The 19559-nt window shown below is 64.5% G+C and carries 19 protein-coding genes and 1 tRNA gene; 7 read left to right on the top strand and 13 right to left on the bottom strand.

The window, feature by feature from the left end; translation table 11 throughout:
• From ACTJKF_RS27950 to ACTJKF_RS27920, 7 genes are all read right to left on the bottom strand, one after another.
• A partial coding sequence (locus ACTJKF_RS27950; RefSeq protein ID WP_193389784.1) for a hypothetical protein occupies nucleotides 1–180 on the bottom strand: 180 nt, incomplete at its 3' end.
• Nucleotides 181–208: 28 nt separating this feature from the next.
• Nucleotides 209–535: a hypothetical protein gene (locus ACTJKF_RS27945; protein ID WP_440627976.1), complete on the bottom strand. Its 327-nt coding sequence runs from the start codon at nucleotides 533–535 to the stop codon at nucleotides 209–211.
• An 83-nt stretch (nucleotides 536–618) separates the two neighbouring features.
• Nucleotides 619–1830, bottom strand: a complete 1212-nt coding sequence (locus tag ACTJKF_RS27940; protein WP_039317393.1) for a ribonucleotide-diphosphate reductase subunit beta — start codon at nucleotides 1828–1830, stop codon at nucleotides 619–621.
• A 363-nt stretch (nucleotides 1831–2193) separates the two neighbouring features.
• Nucleotides 2194–5184: a ribonucleoside-diphosphate reductase subunit alpha gene (locus tag ACTJKF_RS27935; protein WP_440627974.1), complete on the bottom strand. Its 2991-nt coding sequence runs from the start codon at nucleotides 5182–5184 to the stop codon at nucleotides 2194–2196.
• A gap of 454 nt (nucleotides 5185–5638) precedes the next feature.
• Nucleotides 5639–6229 carry a 1,6-anhydro-N-acetylmuramyl-L-alanine amidase AmpD gene (gene ampD, locus ACTJKF_RS27930; RefSeq protein ID WP_440627972.1) on the bottom strand — a complete coding sequence of 197 codons (591 nt, stop codon included), beginning with the start codon at nucleotides 6227–6229 and terminating at the stop codon, nucleotides 5639–5641.
• Nucleotides 6226–6519 (bottom strand): PP0621 family protein, encoded by a 294-nt coding sequence (locus tag ACTJKF_RS27925; protein WP_440627971.1) that lies wholly within the window; start codon nucleotides 6517–6519, stop codon nucleotides 6226–6228. Before ACTJKF_RS27925 ends, ampD begins: the two co-directional genes overlap by 4 nt.
• Nucleotides 6520–6532: 13 nt before the next feature.
• Nucleotides 6533–7426: a cytochrome C assembly family protein gene (locus ACTJKF_RS27920; protein WP_440627969.1), complete on the bottom strand. Its 894-nt coding sequence runs from the start codon at nucleotides 7424–7426 to the stop codon at nucleotides 6533–6535.
• 89 nt (nucleotides 7427–7515) lie between these two features.
• On the opposite strand from ACTJKF_RS27920, the gene ffh reads away from it, so the two are divergent.
• Both ffh and ACTJKF_RS27910 read left to right on the top strand, forming a co-directional pair.
• A complete protein-coding gene (gene ffh, locus ACTJKF_RS27915) occupies nucleotides 7516–8883 on the top strand; it encodes a signal recognition particle protein (protein WP_039317379.1) in 1368 nt (455 codons plus the stop codon).
• 94 nt (nucleotides 8884–8977) lie between these two features.
• On the top strand, nucleotides 8978–9529 hold the full coding sequence (locus ACTJKF_RS27910) for a hypoxanthine-guanine phosphoribosyltransferase (protein WP_440627967.1): 552 nt from the start codon (nucleotides 8978–8980) through the stop codon (nucleotides 9527–9529).
• A gap of 77 nt (nucleotides 9530–9606) precedes the next feature.
• Here ACTJKF_RS27910 and ACTJKF_RS27905 read toward each other — a convergent pair whose 3' ends face one another.
• Nucleotides 9607–10215 carry a MarC family protein gene (locus tag ACTJKF_RS27905; RefSeq protein WP_440627965.1) on the bottom strand — a complete coding sequence of 203 codons (609 nt, stop codon included), beginning with the start codon at nucleotides 10213–10215 and terminating at the stop codon, nucleotides 9607–9609.
• A 21-nt stretch (nucleotides 10216–10236) separates the two neighbouring features.
• Nucleotides 10237–11973, bottom strand: coding sequence for a proline--tRNA ligase (locus tag ACTJKF_RS27900; RefSeq protein WP_440627963.1), 1737 nt, complete (start codon nucleotides 11971–11973; stop codon nucleotides 10237–10239).
• Nucleotides 11974–12191: 218 nt separating this feature from the next.
• Between ACTJKF_RS27900 and ACTJKF_RS27895 the strand changes: the two genes are divergently transcribed.
• Together ACTJKF_RS27895 and ACTJKF_RS27890 are read left to right on the top strand one after the other, a co-directional pair.
• The gene (locus ACTJKF_RS27895; RefSeq protein WP_440627962.1) at nucleotides 12192–12839 is read left to right on the top strand and encodes an RNA pyrophosphohydrolase; all 648 of its coding nucleotides are present in this window, start codon (nucleotides 12192–12194) and stop codon (nucleotides 12837–12839) included.
• Between the two features lie 13 nt (nucleotides 12840–12852).
• Nucleotides 12853–13461 carry a CNP1-like family protein gene (locus tag ACTJKF_RS27890; RefSeq protein ID WP_440627961.1) on the top strand — a complete coding sequence of 203 codons (609 nt, stop codon included), beginning with the start codon at nucleotides 12853–12855 and terminating at the stop codon, nucleotides 13459–13461.
• 97 nt (nucleotides 13462–13558) lie between these two features.
• Here ACTJKF_RS27890 and proB read toward each other — a convergent pair whose 3' ends face one another.
• The 4 genes from proB to rplU form a co-directional block, all read right to left on the bottom strand.
• Nucleotides 13559–14677 carry a glutamate 5-kinase gene (proB, locus tag ACTJKF_RS27885; RefSeq protein WP_440627960.1) on the bottom strand — a complete coding sequence of 373 codons (1119 nt, stop codon included), beginning with the start codon at nucleotides 14675–14677 and terminating at the stop codon, nucleotides 13559–13561.
• Nucleotides 14678–14765: 88 nt separating this feature from the next.
• Nucleotides 14766–15878, bottom strand: coding sequence for an Obg family GTPase CgtA (cgtA, locus tag ACTJKF_RS27880; protein ID WP_322026270.1), 1113 nt, complete (start codon nucleotides 15876–15878; stop codon nucleotides 14766–14768).
• A gap of 188 nt (nucleotides 15879–16066) precedes the next feature.
• Nucleotides 16067–16330: a 50S ribosomal protein L27 gene (rpmA, locus tag ACTJKF_RS27875; protein ID WP_006476999.1), complete on the bottom strand. Its 264-nt coding sequence runs from the start codon at nucleotides 16328–16330 to the stop codon at nucleotides 16067–16069.
• Between the two features lie 24 nt (nucleotides 16331–16354).
• Nucleotides 16355–16666, bottom strand: coding sequence for a 50S ribosomal protein L21 (rplU, locus tag ACTJKF_RS27870; protein WP_006025184.1), 312 nt, complete (start codon nucleotides 16664–16666; stop codon nucleotides 16355–16357).
• Between the two features lie 211 nt (nucleotides 16667–16877).
• Between rplU and ACTJKF_RS27865 the strand changes: the two genes are divergently transcribed.
• The 3 genes from ACTJKF_RS27865 to ACTJKF_RS27855 all read left to right on the top strand — a co-directional run bounded on the left by ACTJKF_RS27865 (nucleotide 16878) and on the right by ACTJKF_RS27855 (nucleotide 19539).
• Nucleotides 16878–17873, top strand: coding sequence for a polyprenyl synthetase family protein (locus ACTJKF_RS27865; RefSeq protein ID WP_440627957.1), 996 nt, complete (start codon nucleotides 16878–16880; stop codon nucleotides 17871–17873).
• A gap of 149 nt (nucleotides 17874–18022) precedes the next feature.
• Nucleotides 18023–18099 (top strand) — tRNA-Pro (locus ACTJKF_RS27860).
• Nucleotides 18100–18249: 150 nt separating this feature from the next.
• Nucleotides 18250–19539: an HlyC/CorC family transporter gene (locus tag ACTJKF_RS27855; RefSeq protein ID WP_440627956.1), complete on the top strand. Its 1290-nt coding sequence runs from the start codon at nucleotides 18250–18252 to the stop codon at nucleotides 19537–19539.
• Nucleotides 19540–19559 lie beyond the last annotated feature (20 nt).

Genomic DNA, 19559 nt, shown 5'->3' with positions numbered 1-19559 from the left:
CTTCGCTGCGGCCTTCTTCGCCGGTGCTGCCTTCTTCGCGGCAACCTTCTTCACCGCGACCTTCTTCGCAGCAACCTTCTTCACTGCAGCGGCCTTCTTCGCCGGCGCGGCAGCCTTCTTCGCAACGGTCTTCTTGGCAGCAACCTTCTTAGCAGCCGGTTTCTTCTTGGCAGTAGCCATGTTGTTCTCCTTCAGGTTCAGATGAGAGTCAGTTCAAACTACACCCTTCGTCAAAACCCGCTTCCCGCGGACGCTGTTCAGGACGTGCGCTTCGAAGCGGGCTATTCATCGGCGTACGCGGATACCGCGCGCTTACGCTAATGAATACGGTATGGCGCGCGTGACCCCATGGCCTCGCGCGCCAAATCAAGTCGGTAGCCGGCGCACCTCGCGCCGCTACCGCTAATCGCTTGATCAAGCGGACCGCCACACGGCCGTCCGCTTTTTCCGGAGGGAAGTTTGCCCATCCCACTGAAGGGTTCGCAAAGTGCCGATCATGTCGTTGGGCCGTTAAGGCACCGGGCATGCTTTGCATCAGGCGTTCTTGCTCCTAAACCTTGGGCCGGGGCCGAGAGGCCGCCGGCTGCTCACATCATGTGACGGGTTCGCTGCCGCGGGTTATTCCCAGGACAGCGCGCCGCCCGTCTGATACTCGATCACACGCGTCTCGAAGAAGTTGCGTTCCTTCTTCAGGTCGATCATCTCGCTCATCCACGGGAACGGGTTTTCCTCGTTCGGGTACAGCGGATCGAGGCCGATCTGCTGGCAACGGCGGTTGCTGATGAAGCGCAGATAGCTCTTGAACATCGACGCGTTCAGGCCCAGCACGCCGCGCGGCATCGTGTCCTCGGCGTAGCGGTATTCGAGTTCGACAGCCTGCTTGAACAGCTCGCGGATCTCGGCGCGGAATTCCGCGGTCCAGAGATGCGGGTTCTCGAGCTTGATCTGGTTGATCAGGTCGATGCCGAAGTTGCAGTGCATCGACTCGTCGCGCAGGATGTACTGATATTGCTCTGCAGCACCCGTCATCTTGTTCTGGCGGCCGAGCGCGAGGATCTGCGTGAACCCGACATAGAAGAACAGGCCTTCCATGATGCAGGCGAACACGATCAGCGACTTCAGCAGCTTCTGATCCGCTTCGAGCGTGCCGGTCTTGAAGGCCGGATCCGTCAGCGTATGGATGAACGGGATCAGGAATTCGTCCTTCGCACGGATCGACGTGACCTCGTGGTACGCGTTGAAGATCTCGCCTTCGTCGAGACCGAGCGATTCGACAATGTATTGGTACGCGTGCGTGTGGATCGCCTCTTCGAACGCCTGGCGCAGCAGGAACTGCCGGCACTCGGGCGCCGTGATGTGGCGGTACGTGCCGAGCACGATGTTGTTCGCGGCGAGCGAGTCGGCCGTCACGAAGAAGCCGAGGTTACGCTTGACGATGCGGCGCTCGTCCTCGGTCAGACCGTTCGGGTCCTTCCACAGTGCGATGTCGCGGGACATGTTGATTTCCTGCGGCATCCAGTGGTTCGCGCAACCCGCCAGATACTTTTCCCACGCCCACTTGTACTTGAACGGCACCAGCTGATTGACGTCAGTCTGGCCGTTGATGATGCGCTTGTCCGCAACGTTGACCCGCGCTTCCGAACCGCCGGCGGGAACAGCCGATGCTTGCGGCGGCACCGCAAGATCGCCTTCGAAAATGTCACGGACCTGATGGGCGGCAGGCGCAGCAGCCTGCATTCCGACAGCCATCCCGGCGGAGGTGCGCATCGCGTTTTGCTGCGCTCCGCTCGCGGGGGTTACGGCAGTCTTCTCGTCATCCCAGTTGAGCATAAATTCTCACCATCAATTTAGAACGGTTTGTACCATCTTTTCCTGAGCGATAAAAGGGTTCGCTCACGAAAAATCCTTTTTTCGATTCGCGTTGCGACCTCGATACAACACTTTGAGCAACGCATCGTCGTTCATGCAGAGCGCGACGCGTGTCGCGCGTGTATCGCGAGGTGCGCTCGACGCATCGAACGCTGATCGAAACGCGACGCCGTCGGGGATGTTTCGATCGCTTGCCACTGACTGCAACGCAAGTGTCGCGTTACAGATTCCTTATCATTTTTTTAGTAGAGAGCGGCGCACACTTCAACCTCGATCGGTTGTCGTGCGCGCCGCCCGAACCTTCTTCAGGTCATGCGCGCCGTGTTACTGGCAGGCTTCGCACTCGTCGAAGCCGGCGTCGCCCGGACGCATCGTGCACACCGGACCGTCTGCTTCGACCGGCGCGAGTGCCGGTGCCGCATTGACCGCGCCCGACGATGCATCGCCGCCCGCCGCGCCGAAGCCGCCTGCCGCGCCTTGCGCGCCGCCGCTGCTCGAGCCGCCCGTCGGCACCGCGTTCAGCGCGCCGTGTGCGACCGTCGACTTCTCGACGTGCGTCGCCGCCATCGTGCGGAGGTAGTAGGTCGTCTTCAGGCCGCGCAGCCATGCGAGCTTGTAGACCTCGTCGAGCTTCTTGCCCGACGCGCCGCCCATGTAGATGTTCAGCGACTGCGCCTGGTCGATCCACTTCTGGCGACGCGATGCCGCTTCGACCAGCCACGTCGGGTCGACTTCGAACGCGGTCGCGTAGATCGCGCGCAGGTCGGCCGGGATGCGGTCGATGCGCGACAGCATGCCGTCGAAGTACTTCAGGTCGGCGACCATCACTTCGTCCCACAGGCCGCGTTCCTTCAGATCGCGAACGAGGTACTCGTTGACCACCGTGAATTCGCCCGACAGGTTCGACTTCACGTACAGGTTCTGGAAGGTCGGCTCGATACATGCCGACACGCCGATGATGTTCGAGATCGTCGCCGTCGGCGCGATCGCGACGCAGTTCGAGTTGCGCATGCCGTGCGAGGCGATCCGCGAACGCAGCGACGTCCAGTCGAGCGACGCCGACGTGTCGACCTCGACGTAACCGCCACGCGCTTCCGTCAGCAGCTTCAGCGTGTCCTGCGGAAGGATGCCGCGATCCCACAGCGAGCCGCGGTAGCTCGAGTAGCGGCCGCGCTCTTCGGCCAGCTCGGTCGACGCGTAGTACGCGTAGTAGCAGACCGCTTCCATCGAACGATCGGCGAACTCGACCGCTGCTTCCGACGCGTACGGCGTGCGCAGCAGGTGCAGGCAGTCCTGGAAGCCCATGATGCCCATGCCGACCGGACGGTGCTTCAGGTTCGAGTTACGCGCCTTCGGCACCGCGTAGTAGTTGATGTCGATCACGTTGTCGAGCATGCGCATCGCGACGCTGATCGTGCGCTTCAGCTTGTCGTGGTCGAGCGCGTAGCTGCCGTCGGCCTGCTTCACCAGGTGGGCGACGAGGTTCACCGAGCCGAGGTTGCACACCGCGATTTCGGTGTCGCTCGTGTTCAGCGTGATTTCCGTGCACAGGTTCGACGAGTGGACGACGCCGACGTGCTGCTGCGGCGAGCGCACGTTGCACGGATCCTTGAACGTGATCCACGGGTGGCCCGTTTCGAACAGCATGCCGAGCATCTTGCGCCAGAGCTGCTGCGCCGGGATCTTCTTGAACAGCTTGATCTCGCCGCGCGCGACCTTGTCTTCGTAAGCCGTGTAAGCCTTCTCGAACTCCGCGCCGAACTTGTCGTGCAGGTCCGGGCAGGTCGACGGCGAGAACAACGTCCAGTCGGCGCCTTCCATCACGCGCTTCATGAACAGATCGGGAATCCAGTTCGCCGTGTTCATGTCGTGCGTGCGGCGGCGATCGTCGCCGGTGTTCTTGCGCAGCTCGAGGAATTCCTCGATGTCGAGGTGCCACGATTCGAGGTACGCGCACACCGCGCCCTTGCGCTTGCCGCCCTGGTTGACCGCGACGGCCGTGTCGTTGACGACCTTCAGGAACGGCACCACGCCTTGCGACTTGCCGTTCGTGCCCTTGATATGCGAGCCGAGTGCGCGCACGCGGGTCCAGTCGTTGCCGAGACCGCCGGCGAACTTCGACAGCAGCGCGTTTTCCTTCAGCGCTTCATAGATGCCGTCGAGGTCGTCCGCGACCGTCGTCAGGTAGCACGACGACAGCTGCGAGCGGTGCGTGCCCGAGTTGAACAGCGTCGGCGTCGAGCTCATGAAGTCGAAGCTCGACAGCACGTTGTAGAACTCGATCGCGCGCGTTTCGCGGTCGATCTCGTTCAGCGACAGGCCCATCGCGACACGCATGAAGAATGCCTGCGGCATTTCGATGCGGCTGCCTTCGACGTGCAGGAAGTAGCGGTCGTACAGCGTCTGCAGGCCGAGGTAGCCGAACTGCAGGTCGCGGTTCGCGTCGAGCGCTTCGCCGAGACGCTTCAGGTCGAACTGCAGCAGCTTGTCGTCGAGCAGGCCGGCGTCGACGCCGCGCTTCAGGAATTGCGGGAAATATTCCGCGTAGCGGGTCGACATCTCTGCCTGGACCACTTCCTCGCCGAGGATCTCGCGACGAATCGTGTGCAGCAGGATGCGGGCCGTGACCTGGCTGTACGCCGGATCCTTTTCGATCATCGTGCGCGCAGCGAGGATCGCCGAGTCATAGACCTGGCTCATCGGCACGCCGTCGTACAGGTTCTTCACCGTTTCCGCGACGATCGGGTCAGGGTTAACCGCAGCGCCGAGATCGTCGCATGCCGACACGATCAGCGCGCGCAGTGCATTCAGGTCGAGCGGGCGCGAGACGCCGTTGTCGACGACATTGATGCCGGCGCTCGACTCGCTGCCCACTACGGCGGCTTCCTCGCCCGCATGCTGGCGCTCGAGGTGACGCTTCTCGCGATACAGCACGTACGCACGCGCGACGTTGTGCTCGCCGCCGCGCATCAGCGCGAGTTCGACCTGGTCCTGGATGTCTTCGATATGGAACGTACCGCCGTTCGGACGGCTGCGCACGAGCGCGCGCACCACGTTGTGCGTGAGCTGCTCGACGAGTTCGCGTACGCGCGCCGATGCCGCGCCCTGCCCGCCATTGACGGCCAGGAAAGCCTTGGTCACCGCAATCGCGATCTTCGAAGGCTCGAACGACACCACGCTGCCGTTGCGGCGGATCACCTTGTAGTCGGCGAACGTGGCCTGCGGCGCGAGCGCCTGCGCGCCCTGTTCGGTCCCGCCGAGCGGACGGCTCGAGGCGCTCTCGTACTGGGACGTCGCGTTGTCGGTGGTTTGCATGTGCAAAGCTCCTGGTGTTGGATGGTGCGGAGAGAACCGCGGATTAAAACGAACGCTGCGCAATGCGGTGCGCGAGCGGTAAGAGGCGAGCGATGCGTCGGGGAAGCCGGTTCAGCCGATGCGCGACAACAACCGATCCGGTCGTGTGCTCCGTCATGTGTACCTACCCCGTCGAAGTTCGCTGCGCTTGATCGCGACGCCCGGACCGCCCGGCCTGACGCGCCGCCCTGAGAACCCTGTCCGCCGGCGTTGCCCGCCGGCCGGTGCCGTTCGGGTTTCCCCTGCGACACACACTATATCTAGTGCAGAACTACTCAACCGGCACCAAGTATAGTGGACATTCGGACGAGGTCAAAACGGATAATTTGCGATGGAGGTCTTGACATCGCTCGCGCGCAGACACGGCAAGGCATTGATCGGAGAAAAAACTTTCCCCGATCGAAAAACCCTGCGCTCAGTGCTGACGGAAAGGAAAGTATTCGGCCGAAAAGCCCGCATCGCCTGCGAAGCGTTGCCAATCGAAGTGCGGCCCCGGGTCGGTCTTGCGGCCCGGCGCGACGTCGGAATGCCCGGCCACCGCATCGATCGGATAGCGCGCGGCGAGCGTGCGTGCGAGCACGCCGAGCGTCGCGTACTGCGCGGCGTCGAACGGCACGTCGTCCGCGCCTTCGAGCTCGATGCCGATCGAGAAGTCGTTGCAACGCGGCCGGCCGCAGAACTCGGACGCGCCCGCATGCCATGCACGCTCGTCGCACGACACGAACTGCACGAGCTCGCCGTCGCGGCGGATCAGGAAGTGCGCGGACACGCGCACGCCACGCAGGTGGCGCTGGTAATAGGGGTGCGCATCGCAATCGAGGCGGTTCAGGAACAGCGCCTCGATCGCGTCGCCGCCGAACTCGCCGGGCGGCAGGCTGATGTTGTGGACGACGACGAGCGTCGGCACCGCGCCCGCGGGCCGCGCCTCGAAATTCGGCGACGGCGCATGGCGCGCCTCGCGCACCCAGCCGCTCGCGTCGACCGACAGCAGCACGGTGTCGCTCATCGGGCGCCGTGGCGCTGCGCGTGCTCGGTGCTGCAGAAGTATTCGCCACCGGCGGCGACGGCATCGCCCTTCGGCGCATGCACACCGCACTCCGCGCAGCGCACCATCGGTTCGGGCAGCGCGCGCGCGTCGCCGTTCGGGCGCGCCGAGCCGGCGCCGCCGCGACCGGGCGCGCCGTCGTAGCCGCCGCGGCCGGTACGCGCCTGCGCGTGCTCCTGCGCATGGCGCAGCTTGCGCGCGAGCCACGAGCCCGCGAAGAAAAGAAGAATCAGGAGAAGAATCTGTCGCATCGGAAACCTGCGTTCAAACCACGGAGCGGTGCAGCAGCACCTCGAAAACGAACCGGCTGCCGACATATGCGAGCAGCAGCGCGGCAAACGACACGAGCACCCAGCGCGCGGCGCCGCGCCCGCGCCAGCCCGACGTCTTGCGGGCAACCAGCAGGCCGCCGAACATCAGCCACGACAGCACCGCGAATACGGTCTTGTGATCGAGCCGCAACGCGCGCGCATCGACCTGCTCGCTGAACAGGATCCCCGACGCGAGCGTCAGCGTCAGCAGCACGAAGCCGGCGCCGATCAGCCGGAACAGCAGCTTCTCGAGCGTGAGCAGCGGCGGCAGCGTTTCGAGCCAGCTCGCGATCCAGCCCGTCGAGCCGGCGCGCCCGCCGCTTCTCAGCGACTGCAGGCGCCGCTCGACCATCAGCATCAGGATCGCGTGCAGCGCGGCGATCGCAAAGAGGCCGTACGCGATGTTCGCGATCAGGAAATGCATCTTGAACAGCGGCGCTGCGGCATAAGGCAGCACCCGCACGCCACCGAACACGAGCGGCAGCAGCGACGCGCCGCAGGCGAGCGGCAGCACGAGCAGGCGCAGGCTGTCGAGCGGGAAGAAGAAGCTCTCGATCCAGTAGATGCCGGCGCCGAGCCAGAACATCGCGGACAGCGCGAACGCGAAACCGAACACCATCGCGTCGTGCGGGAAGATCGTCATGTGCAGCAGCACGCCGTGCGCGACCAGGGCCGCGAACAGCAGCGCGCGGCCGGCCCCGCTCATCCCCGACGCGGCGGACGCCGGGACCGGCACGGCCGGCACGCTCGCGACGAGCGGCGTCGCGCCCTGACGGTGCGCGCGCCAGCCTGCGACGGCGAGACCGCCGTACAGGAATGCGGTGAGGGCATACAGTACAATATCCATGTTCGAAGTTTACACTAGGCCCCCTTCCCGCGACGGCTCCCTTTGTTCGGTTCCGTTGCGCCTTCGGGCCCCACTGTCCATCGCTCCCCATGCTCGACAATCTCACTCAACGGATGGCGCGCGTCGTCAAGACGCTGCGCGGCGAGGCCCGCCTTACCGAGGCGAACACCCAGGAGATGCTCCGCGAGGTGCGTCTCGCGCTGCTGGAGGCCGACGTCGCACTGCCCGTCGTCCGCGAATTCATCGCCAAGGTCAAGGAAAAGGCGCTCGGCGAGGAAGTGATCAGCAGCCTGTCGCCGGGTCAGGCGCTCGTCGGCGTGGTCCAGAAGGAACTGACCGCCGTGATCGGCGGCGACTACGAAGGCAAGGCCGCCGAGCTGAACCTCGCGGTCACGCCGCCCGCCGTGATCCTGATGGCCGGCCTGCAGGGTGCCGGCAAGACCACGACCGCCGGCAAGCTCGCGAAGCTGCTGCGCGAGAAGTACAAGAAGAAGGTGCTGACGGTGTCGTGCGACGTGTATCGCCCGGCCGCCATCATGCAGCTGAAAACGGTGAGCGAACAGGTCGGCGCCGACTTCTTCCCGTCGACGCCCGACCAGAAGCCCGTCGACATCGCGCTCGCGGCCGTCGACTGGGCGAAGCGCCACTACCATGACGTGCTGATCGTCGACACGGCCGGCCGCCTCGGCATCGACGAGGCGATGATGCAGGAAATCGCCGCGCTGCACGGCACGCTGAAGCCGGCCGAAACGCTGTTCGTCGTCGACGCGATGCTCGGCCAGGACGCGGTCAACACCGCGAAGGCGTTCAACGACACGCTGCCGCTCACCGGCGTCGTGCTGACCAAGCTCGACGGCGATTCGCGCGGCGGTGCCGCGCTGTCGGTGCGCCACATCACGGGCAAGCCGATCAAGTTCGTCGGCGTCGCCGAGAAGCTCGACGGCCTCGAGGTGTTCCACCCTGACCGGATGGCGAACCGGATCCTCGGGATGGGCGACATCCTCGCGCTGGTCGAGGAAGCGCAGCGCGGCGTCGACGTGCAGGCCGCGCAGAAGCTCGCCGACAAGGTGAAGAAAGGCGGCGACTTCGACCTGAACGATTTCCGCGCGCAGATCTCGCAGATGAAGAACATGGGCGGCCTGTCGTCGCTGATGGATAAACTCCCCGCGCAGTTCCAGCAGGCGGCGGCCGGCGCCGACATGGGCCAGGCCGAAAAGTCGATCCGCCGGATGGAAGGGATCATCAGCTCGATGACGCCCGCCGAGCGCGCGAAACCCGAAATCATCAAGGCGACGCGCAAGCGCCGCATTGCAGCCGGCGCGGGCGTGCCGGTGCAGGAAGTCAACCGGATGCTGAACCAGTACGACCAGATGCGTACGATGATGAAGAAGCTGAAGGGCGGCAACATGCAGAAGATGATGCGCGGCCTGAAGGGCATGATGCCCGGCATGCGCTGATTCCGCCCGTTGGCCGGCGCGCGGGTTTTTGCCGTAGCGCGCGCCGCCCGTTCTGCTTCATCCTTATTTGTATACCGACTGCCCGCCAGAACACATGAACCGCGAAGAAGCCCTCCACATTTTCGAACACTCCGAAGAGATCGTCTCGGCCGACGCCGTCAACGCGTCGATCTCCAAGATGGCCGACGCGATCCGCGCCGAGATCGGCGACGCGTTTCCGCTCGTGCTCTCGGTGATGGGCGGCGCCGCGGTGTTTACCGGGATGCTGCTGCCGCACCTCGATTTCCCGCTGGAATTCGACTACATCCACCTGACCCGCTACCGCAACACGACGCAGGGCAGCCCGGAGATGCACTGGCGCGTCGCGCCGCGCGAATCGGTGAAGGACCGGATCGTGCTCGTGCTCGACGACATCCTCGACGAAGGCGAGACGATGGCCGCGATTCGCGACCGCATCCTCGACATGGGCGCGAAGCGCTTCATGTCCGCCGTGCTGTGCGAGAAGACGCTCGCGAAGGCGAAACCGCTGCATCCCGACTTCTGCGGCTTCTCGGTGCCGGACCGCTACGTGTTCGGCTGCGGGATGGACGCCAAGGGTTACTGGCGCAACCTGCCGACGATCCGCGCGCTGACCGCGAACGTCTGATCGCCCTGCCCGCCACAAAGTAAAGCGGCGCTCCGGTTTCCCGGAGCGCCGCTTTTTTTCCGCTCGTGCCGCCTGGGCTAAGGCTGCAGCTGGTGCACGAACGCGCGAATGCCGGCCAGCAGCATCTCGACCGAGATCGCGACGAGCACGAGGCCCATCAGCCGCTCGAACGCGGCCACGGTCCGCTCGCCGAGCCACATCTGGATCCGCTCGGCCAGCACCAGCGTAATCGCGCAGACGATCATCGTGACCGTCAGCGCGCCGACCCACTCGAACATCTTGCCCGGCGCCTGGGACGTCAGCAGCATCACGGTTGCGAGCGCAGACGGCCCGGCAAGCGCCGGAATCGCGAGCGGCACGATGAACGGTTCGCCGCCCGCGCGCGGATCGCTGCCGAGCGCGCCGTCCGGATGCGGGAAGATCATCCGCAGCGCGATCAGGAACAGCACGATCCCGCCGCCGAGCCGCAGCGACAGGTCGGTGAGGCTCATCATCCGCAGGAAGCGGTCGCCGACCACCATGAAGAACAGCAGGATCACGAACGCGATCCCCACTTCACGCAGGATCAGCTTCACGCGCCGCTCGCGCGGCACGTCGCGCATCGCCGTAATGAACAGCGGGATGTTGCCAAGCGGATCCGTGATCAGCACGAGGAGCACGGTGGCCGACAGGAAGGTGTATTCCACCGTGTCCCCCGGTCGCGGCGCTTAGCGCGCGAGCGCGGCGCGGATCTTCTCCGTCACCGTCGCCGCGGCCGCGTCGGCCGGCAGCAGCGTCGCTTCGGCGTCGCGGCGGCCCTGGTACTCGATCTTGCCTTCCTTCAGCCCGCGCTCGCCGATCACCAGGCGATGCGGCACGCCGATCAGTTCCCAGTCGGCAAACATCACGCCCGGACGCTCGCCGCGATCGTCGAGGATCACGTCGACGCCGGCGGCGGCCAGTTCCGCGTACAGCTTGTCGGCGGCTTCGCGAACCATGTCGCTGCGGTCATAGCCCATCGGGCACAGCACGACCTCGAACGGCGCGATCGACTCGGGCCAGATGATGCCCTTTTCGTCGAAGTTCTGCTCGATCGCCGCGCCGAGAATACGCGTGACGCCGACACCGTAGCAGCCCATCAGCATCGGCTGCGGCTTGCCCGACTCGTCGAGGAACGTCGCGCCCATCGCTTCCGAGTACTTGGTGCCGAGCTGGAACACGTGGCCGACTTCGATACCGCGGCAGATGTCGATCTCACCCTTGCCGTCCGGCGACGGATCGCCCTTCTTCACGTTGCGCACGTCGGCGACTTCCGGCTCCGGCAGGTCGCGGCCCCAGTTCACGCCCGCGATGTGATAGTCGACCTCGTTCGCACCGACGACGAAGTCGCTCATGTTCGCCACCGTGCGATCGGCGATCACCTTCACCGGCTTCTTCGTGCCGACCGGGCCGAGATAGCCCGGCGGCGTGCCGAACCATTCGACGATTTCCTGCTCGGTCGCGAAGCGGTGGTTCTTCAGCCCCGGCAGCTTCGACACCTTGATCTCGTTCAGGTCGTGGTCGCCGCGCAACATCACGAGCCAGATGGTCGGCTCGGCGCCTTCGTTCTCGGTGGCAAGCACGATCGACTTGATCGTGCGCGCGAGCGGGATCGCCAGCAGCTCGGCAACGGCTTCGCACTTTGCCTTGCCGGGCGTCGCGACCTTCTCCATCGCTTCGGCCGGCGCCGCGCGTTGGGCGATCAGCGGCAGCGCTTCGGCCGCTTCGACGTTCGCGGCAAACTCGGAGGTCGGGCAGTAGGCGATCGCGTCCTCGCCGGTATCGGCGATCACGTGGAACTCGTGCGAGAAGTTGCCGCCGATCGAGCCGCTGTCGGCCGCGACCGCACGGAACTCGAGGCCGAGGCGCGTGAAGATGCGCACGTACGCGTCATACATCTTGCGATACGACTCGTTCAGGCCGGCCGCGTCCTTGTCGAACGAATACGCGTCCTTCATGATGAATTCGCGGCCGCGCATCACGCCGAAGCGCGGACGGATCTCGTCGCGGAACTTCGTCTGGATCTGGTAGAAGTTTACCGGCATCTGCCGGTAGCTCTTGATCTGGTTGCGCGCGATGTCGGTGACGACTTCCTCGTGCGTCGGCCCGATCACGAAGTCGTTGTCCTTGCGGTCCTTGAAGCGCAGCAACTCGGGGCCGTATTGTTCCCAGCGACCCGATTCCTGCCACAGCTCGGCCGGCTGCACGGCCGGCATCAGCAGCTCGATGGCGCCCGCCCGGTTCATTTCCTCGCGCACGATGGCCTCGACCTTGCGAATTGAACGCAGGCCAACCGGCAGATAATTGTAGATGCCGCCGGCGACACGACGGATCATGCCGGCGCGCACCATCAGCTTGTGGCTGACGATCTCTGCGTCGGCCGGTGCTTCTTTGAGGGTGCCGATAAAGAAACGGGAAGCTTTCATGCGGACGGTTCCAAATACGGCGCCCCCAGGCGGGGCGCCCGAAAAAGTTTCAAGGTGAAAAAGCTGCGCGCGGCGAACAACGATGGCGCAGACGACGTAGCAGACAATTCAGGGACAATTCAGCCGGTGTACCCCGCGCGGATTCGCTCCGTCACGGTGCGCAGCGCCCGTTATCTGTTTATAATCAAAGCAATTTTAAAGGATTCGAAGGTGGTTGTATGCTGGATCGTGAAGGCTTTCGCCCGAACGTCGGCATCATCCTCTTGAACGCGCGCAACGAGGTGTTTTGGGGCAAGCGGCTCCGCGAGCATTCCTGGCAGTTTCCTCAAGGTGGGATCAAGTACGGCGAGACCCCCATGCAGGCGATGTACCGGGAGCTGCACGAGGAAACGGGCCTGCACCCGGAACACGTCAAGATAATCGGCCGCACTCGCGACTGGTTGCGTTACGAGGTGCCTGACAAGTTCATCAAACGCGAAGTACGCGGTCATTACCGCGGCCAGAAGCAGATCTGGTTCCTTCTACGGATGGTCGGACGCGATTGCGACATTTGCTTGCGCGCGACCGATCACCCGGAGTTCGATGCGTGGCGCTGGAACGAGTACTGGGTGCCGCTCGATGCGGTGATCGAGTTCAAGCGGGATGTCTATCAGTTGGCGCTGACGGAACTGTCGCGCTTCCTGCGCCGCCCGGCGCAGCGAGCCGAAAAGCCGCGTGGGCCGCGTCCGTCGCGCTATCCGCGCGTGATCGGTGCGCACGCCCAGCAGACGCTGACGATTGTCGACACATCGGTGGTTTGTTCCGAGATCGAAGTGGAAGCGAGCACGCTCGACGAGATGCCGCCCCACGTGATCGTCGGCAAATGACGAGTCGGACTGCATGACCGGGCGCGACCTTGGTGTCGCGCCCTTTTTTTACGAGGAATGCATATTGAAAGCGATTGCTCTCGCGCTCGCATCGATTGTCGCGGCGGCCACGCTGGCCGGTTGCGCGAACTCGAAGACGCCGACCAACAAGGATGACAGCGAGTTCGTATATTTGCTGGACCGTCAGGGCAACTGGAAGGAAAACCCGGTCGACACGCTGCCGCCGCTGCCGCAAGCGGGCGACCTGCTGCCGTTCAACGTGTCGCAGAACACGCCGCTCAAGTTCTTCGTCGATGCGAAGTCGCTCGCCGTCGGTACCGACGGCGTCGTGCGCTATGCCGTCGTCATCACGAGCCCGGCCGGCGCACGCAACGTGATCTACGAAGGCATTCGTTGCGACACCTATGAATGGCGCCAGTATGCAGGCCTGAACTCGGATCACGACGGCTGGGACCGCACGGTCGAGAACGACTGGCGCCGCATCGAGAACGGCGAGCTGAACGCTTACCACTCGGCGCTGTACCAGGATTACTTCTGCGCGAACAAGATGCCGCAGGGCACGACCCGGCAGATTCTCGAGAACATCAAGTTCCACCGCACCGCGATGAGCCAGCTGCGCTGATCGCCGCTACGCGGGGGCATCTGCCTCCGTCGCAACAAAAAGCCCGCGCGATGCGGGCTTTTTGTTGTCTCGCGACGCCGGGCGTCAGCACGGACGGTTACACCAGCACGAGGTTGTCGCGATGAATCAGTTCCGGCTCCAGCATGTAGCCAAGCACCGTCTCGATCTCGCCGCTCGGCTTGCGATGAATCAGCTTCGTTTCCGCGCTGCTGTAGTTCGTGAGGCCGCGCGCCACTTCACGCCCGTCGGGGCCGACGCATGCGATCACCTCGCCGCGCGCGAACGCGCCCTGCACACCGGTCACGCCGATCGGCAGCAGGCTCTTGCCGCCGGCCGTCAGCTTCTCGACCGCGCCCGCATCGATCACGACGTGCCCGCGCACCTGCAGGTGATCGGCCATCCACTGCTTGCGTGCGGCCATCCGTGCCGTGCGCGCGATCAGCTGCGTGCCGATCGCCTCACCCGCCGCCAGCCGCACCAGCACGTCGGCTTCGCGGCCGCTCGCGATCACCGTGTTCGCGCCGCTGTGCGCCGCGCGCTTCGCCGCGAGGATCTTCGTCAGCATCCCGCCGCGGCCCAGGCTCGAGCCTGCGCCGCCCGCCATCGCCTCGAGTTCCGGCGCGCCCGCGCTGGCTTCCGCGACCAGCGTCGCATTCGGATCCTTGCGCGGATCGGCGGTGAACAGCCCCGTCTGGTCAGTCAGGATGACCAGCGCGTCGCCTTCGATCAGGTTCGCGACGAGCGCGCCGAGCGTGTCGTTGTCGCCGAACTTGATTTCGTCGGTGACCACCGTGTCGTTCTCGTTGATGATCGGCACGACGCCGAGCCGCAGCAGCGTGAGCAGCGTCGAGCGAGCGTTCAGGTAGCGTTCGCGATCGGCCAGGTCGGCGTGCGTGAGCAGGATTTGTGCGGTGCGGATATCGTGCTCGGTAAAGCGGCTTTCGTAGACTTGCGCGAGCCCCATCTGACCGACCGCGGCAGCGGCCTGCAACTCGTCGATCTCGCGCGGACGCTTGCTCCAGCCGAGGCGCTGCATCCCTTCCGCGATCGCACCCGAGCTGACCAGCACCACTTCCTTGCCCTGCGTGCGTAGTGCGGCGATCTGGGCCGCCCAGCGGCCGATTGCGGCATGATCGAGCCCCTTGCCGTCGTTGGTTACGAGGCTGGAGCCCACCTTCACCACCAATCGCTTCGAATCCGCGATGATCGAACGCATCGTGCGCCGTCTCCTATCTGATGCCTGCCCGGCCGGGCGCGATTAAATGCCGGCACCGGGCGCTGCGCCCGGTGCGTTTCGGGACCGCTCAGGCGTCATCGCCGGGCGTCGCACCGCCATCCGCGGACGGCGCATCGCGGAACCGCACGTCCGCGGCCAGATCTTCCTCCTCCGCCGCGCGATGCGCGTCCGAATGCTCGGCGAGGTAGTCGTAGATCGCATAGCACAGCGCTTCGCAGCCCTGGCCGGTAAGTGCCGAAATCTCGAACACCGGGCCGTCCCAGCCGAAGCGGTCGAGGAAATCGGCGACGCGTGCCTCGCGCTCGTCTTCCGGCACCATGTCGAGCTTGTTGAGCACGAGCCAGCGCGGCTTCTCGTAGAGCGCCTCGTCGTACTTGCGCAGCTCGCCAACGATCGCCGTCGCTTCCGCGACCGGATCGACGCTTTCATCGAACGGGGCCAAATCGACGAGATGCAGCAGCACGCCGGTGCGCTGCAGATGCCTCAGGAACTGGTGGCCAAGGCCCGCGCCTTCGGCGGCACCCTCGATCAGCCCCGGGATATCCGCGATCACGAAGCTCTTGCTCGGGCCGACCCGCACGACGCCGAGGTTCGGCGCGAGCGTCGTGAACGGATAGTCGGCGATCTTCGGCTTCGCGTTCGATACCGACGAGATGAAGGTCGACTTGCCGGCGTTCGGCATGCCGAGCAAGCCGACGTCGGCGAGCACCTTCAGCTCGAGCCGCAGCATGCGCCGTTCGCCGGGCTTGCCGTCGGTCTTCTGGCGCGGTGCGCGGTTCGTGCTCGACTTGAAGTGCAGGTTGCCGAGACCGCCGGCACCGCCCTTCGCGAGCATCACCTGCTGGTCGTGCTCGGTCAGGTCGGCGATCAGCTCGCCCGTATCCATGTCGGTCACGACCGTGCCGACCGGCATGCGCAGCGTGACGTCGTCGCCACCCTTGCCGTAGCAATCCGAGCCGCGACCGTTTTCGCCGTTGCGCGCCAGATGCTTCTTCGCGTAACGATAGTCGATCAGCGTATTGATGTTGCGGTCGGCGATCGCGTAGACGTTGCCGCCCCGGCCGCCGTCGCCGCCGTCCGGCCCGCCGAACGGAACGAATTTCTCGCGGCGCATCGACGCGCTGCCATCGCCTCCGTCGCCGGCGATGACTTCGATTCGCGCTTCGTCAATGAACTTCATTCGTCACTCCGACCAGTATTTCCGCTATTGTGCCGCGCGCCGGCATGCTTGAACAATCTGCCGTTCGGCCGATTGCCCGCCAGTGTCGCGACAACCGCCGGCGCGCACATGCGCCCGGCGGCCAAATAAAAAAAGGCCCCGCCAAGACTGCGGGGCCTTTCGGCTACGAAGCCCGTGGGTGCCTGAACTTAGGCAGCCGCCGGGACAACGATGACCAGATGCTTCTTGTCCGCGCCCTTGGTCGCGAACTTGACGTGACCGTCGACCAGCGCGAACAGGGTGTGATCCTTGCCCATGCCGACGTTCTCGCCAGCGTGCATGCGCGTACCGCGCTGACGCACGATGATGCCGCCGGCGTTGATCGCCTGGCCGCCGTACACTTTCACGCCGAGACGTTTCGACTCGGAGTCGCGGCCGTTCCGGGAAGAGCCGCCTGCCTTTTTGTGTGCCATCTGATTGCTCCTTTACCGAGGCGCTTACGCGTTGATCGCGTCGATGCGCAGCTCAGTGTAGTTCTGGCGGTGGCCGCCGTGCTTTTGGTAGTGCTTCCGGCGACGCATCTTGAAGATGGTGACCTTGGCATGACGACCGTGCGACACAACGGTGGCCTTGACGGAAGCCCCACTGACCAGCGGCGTACCGAACTTAATCGATTCGCCTTCGCCCACTGCGAGAACCTGGTCGAGCGTGATTTCAGCGTCAATGTCAGCCGGTATCTGTTCTACTTTGAGTTTTTCGCCAACGGCAACCTTGTACTGCTTGCCGCCGGTTTTTATGACCGCGTACATTGAGAACCTCACTCTGGATCCAATTTTTCCGCACACCACGCGCGGAAAACACGTGATTATACATGGGGTTAGCGACCAAGTCAAAGCCGATCCACGATTGCCACGCGCAAGCCCTGGCCGGACGGCCAAAAATCACCGCGCAGCCACGTGCGGCAGACCGGGATATCGCGGATTCGACTTATAATCCGCGGCATCACCCATTTCGATCATCATGTCGTCGTCCACCGCCTCCCCCCCTCTCAGCGCCGCCCACCTGCTCGCTCCGATCACCAGCGACATGGAGCAGGTGAATCGCGTTATCCGGCAAAGCCTCGCGTCCGACGTACTGCTGATCAACCAGATCGCCGAGTACATCATCGGCGCGGGCGGCAAGCGGCTGCGTCCGGCCCTGCTGTTGCTCGTCGCCGGCGCGCTCGGCGAGACGTCGCACCAGCGGCACGTGCTGGCCGCCGTCGTCGAGTTCATCCATACGGCCACGCTGCTGCATGACGACGTCGTCGACGAATCCGAACTGCGGCGCGGCCGCCAGACGGCCAACGCGCTGTTCGGCAACGCGGCGAGCGTGCTGGTCGGCGACTACCTCTATTCGCGCTCGTTCGAGATGATGGTCGGCGTCGGCAAGATGCGCGTGATGGAAATCCTGTCGGAAGCGACGACGATCATTTCCGAAGGCGAAGTGCTGCAGTTGCTGAACATGCACGATGCGGACGTCGACGAGACGCGCTACATGCAGGTGATCCGCTACAAGACGGCGAAGCTGTTCGAAGCATCGGCCCGCCTGGGCGCGGTGCTCGCCGGCGCCGACGCGCCGACCGAAGCCGCCGCAGCCGAATACGGCCGCCGGATCGGCACCGCGTTCCAGATCATGGACGACTGGCTCGACTACGCGGGCACGGCCGAGGCAATGGGCAAGAATGCCGGCGACGACCTGCGCGAAGGCAAGCCGACGCTGCCGCTCATCTATCTGATCGAACGCGGCACGCCCGAACAGTCGGCGCTTGCCCGCGAGGCGATCGAACAAGGCGGCACCGATCGCTTCGACACGATCTTCGACGCGATCACGCGCTCGGGTGCGCTCGACCATACGCTCGAATGCGCACGTCAGGAAGCACAGGCTGCGGCTGCCGCGATCGCCGCGTTCCCGGATTCGATCTACAAGGAAAGCCTGCTCGCGCTGTGCTCGTACTCGACGTCGCGGCAGTCGTAAACGCGCCGCGAACGGGGGGCGATACCTTGTCTTGAAAAATTTCTTCATCAAGGTATTCCCTTTTAGAAAAAACATCGTTATAGTTACGTTCTTGCTTGTGACGACGCAGCGATCTGAACGAAAGCAGCGAAGTCGGAAGAGCAAAAAATCGGGGTGTAGCTTAGCCTGGTAGAGCGCTACGTTCGGGACGTAGAGGCCGGAGGTTCGAATCCTCTCACCCCGACCAGATTTTGAAAAAACCGTGCACCGTGTGCACGGTTTTTTTTTGCCTTCTTGATGCCCGATCGCGCAGGCCCCGTGCCGTGCGCGGCACATCCCGGCCGCCGGCCTCTGCTATATTCCCTTCATTCCTGTCCTTCACTGCCCCTTCTGACGCGTGGACCAAATTCCCTTATGGGCGCAAATCGGCGCCGTCTTCCTGCTTCTCCTCTGCTCCAGCTTCTTTTCCATTTCCGAAACCGCGATGATGGCGCTCAACCGCCATCGGCTGAAGCATCTCGCCGGCCAGGGCGCCCTCGGCGCGAAAACCACGCAAGGTCTCCTCACGCGCACCGACCTGCTGCTCAGCGTGATCCTGATCGGCAACAACCTGTTCAACACGATCATTCCGGTCCTGACGACGTCGCTCGCGCTGCACACGTTCGGCCGTAACAACCTTGCGCTGTCGATCGCGACCGGCATCGTCGCGTTCCTGATCATCGTGTTCGCGGAAATCGCGCCGAAGATCGTCGGCGCGACCTTTCCCGAGCGCATCGCGCTGCCCGCCAGCCTCGTGATCGCGCCGCTGATGCGCGTGTTCAAGCCGGTCGTCTGGTTCGTCAACGCGCTCGCGAACGGCGTGCTCTGGGTGCTGCGCATCAACACGAAGAAGGGCCGCGACCAGCGGATGTCGGCCGACGAGCTGCGCGCGATCGTGCTCGAGTCGAGCAGCTTCATGCCGACCAAGCACCGCAGCATCCTGCTCAACCTGTTCGACCTCGAGAACATCACGGTCGACGACGTGATGGTGCCGCGCCGCCAGATCGAGTCGCTCAACTTCTACGCGCCGCTCGACGACATCCTGCATCAGCTCGAGACCTGCTATCACAACCGCCTGGTCGTGTACGAAGGCGACATCGACAAGGTGCTCGGCGTGCTGCACGTCCGCAAGACGCTCACCGCGCTGCACAACCAGGACTTCGACCGCGAGACGTTGCGCACGCTGCTCGCCGAGCCGTACTACGTGCCGTCGGGCACGCCGGTCGTCCAGCAGCTCCAGTATTTCCAGGAAAGCCGACAGCGGACGGCGCTCGTCGTCAACGAGTACGGCGAACTCGAAGGGCTCGTCACGCCCGAGGACATCATCGAGGAACTGATCGGCGAATTCACGACGTCGATGCCGCGCGGCGAACGCGCGGGCGGCTGGGACGCGAACGGCGAATGCATCGTCGCGGCCAGCATGCCGCTGCGCGAACTGAACCGCTGGCTGCACCTGAATCTGCCGACCGACGGACCGAAGACGCTGAACGGCCTGATCCTCGAGATCCTCGAGGAGATTCCGGAAGGCGACGTATGCGTGAAAATCGGCGACGTGATGCTCGAGGTCATGCGCAGCGACGACCAGGCCGTGCGCACCGTCAAGCTGTTCAAGCCGCGCGGCACGCGCACGCGCGGCGCCGCGCGCTAGCCGAACGGCCGACTGTCGGC

The sequence above is a fragment of the Burkholderia sp. 22313 genome, assembly GCF_052045245.1.
Taxonomy (GTDB): domain Bacteria; phylum Pseudomonadota; class Gammaproteobacteria; order Burkholderiales; family Burkholderiaceae; genus Burkholderia.
Note: the sequence above shows the minus strand (reverse complement) of the source record. Positions and strands in the feature narration are given on the sequence as shown.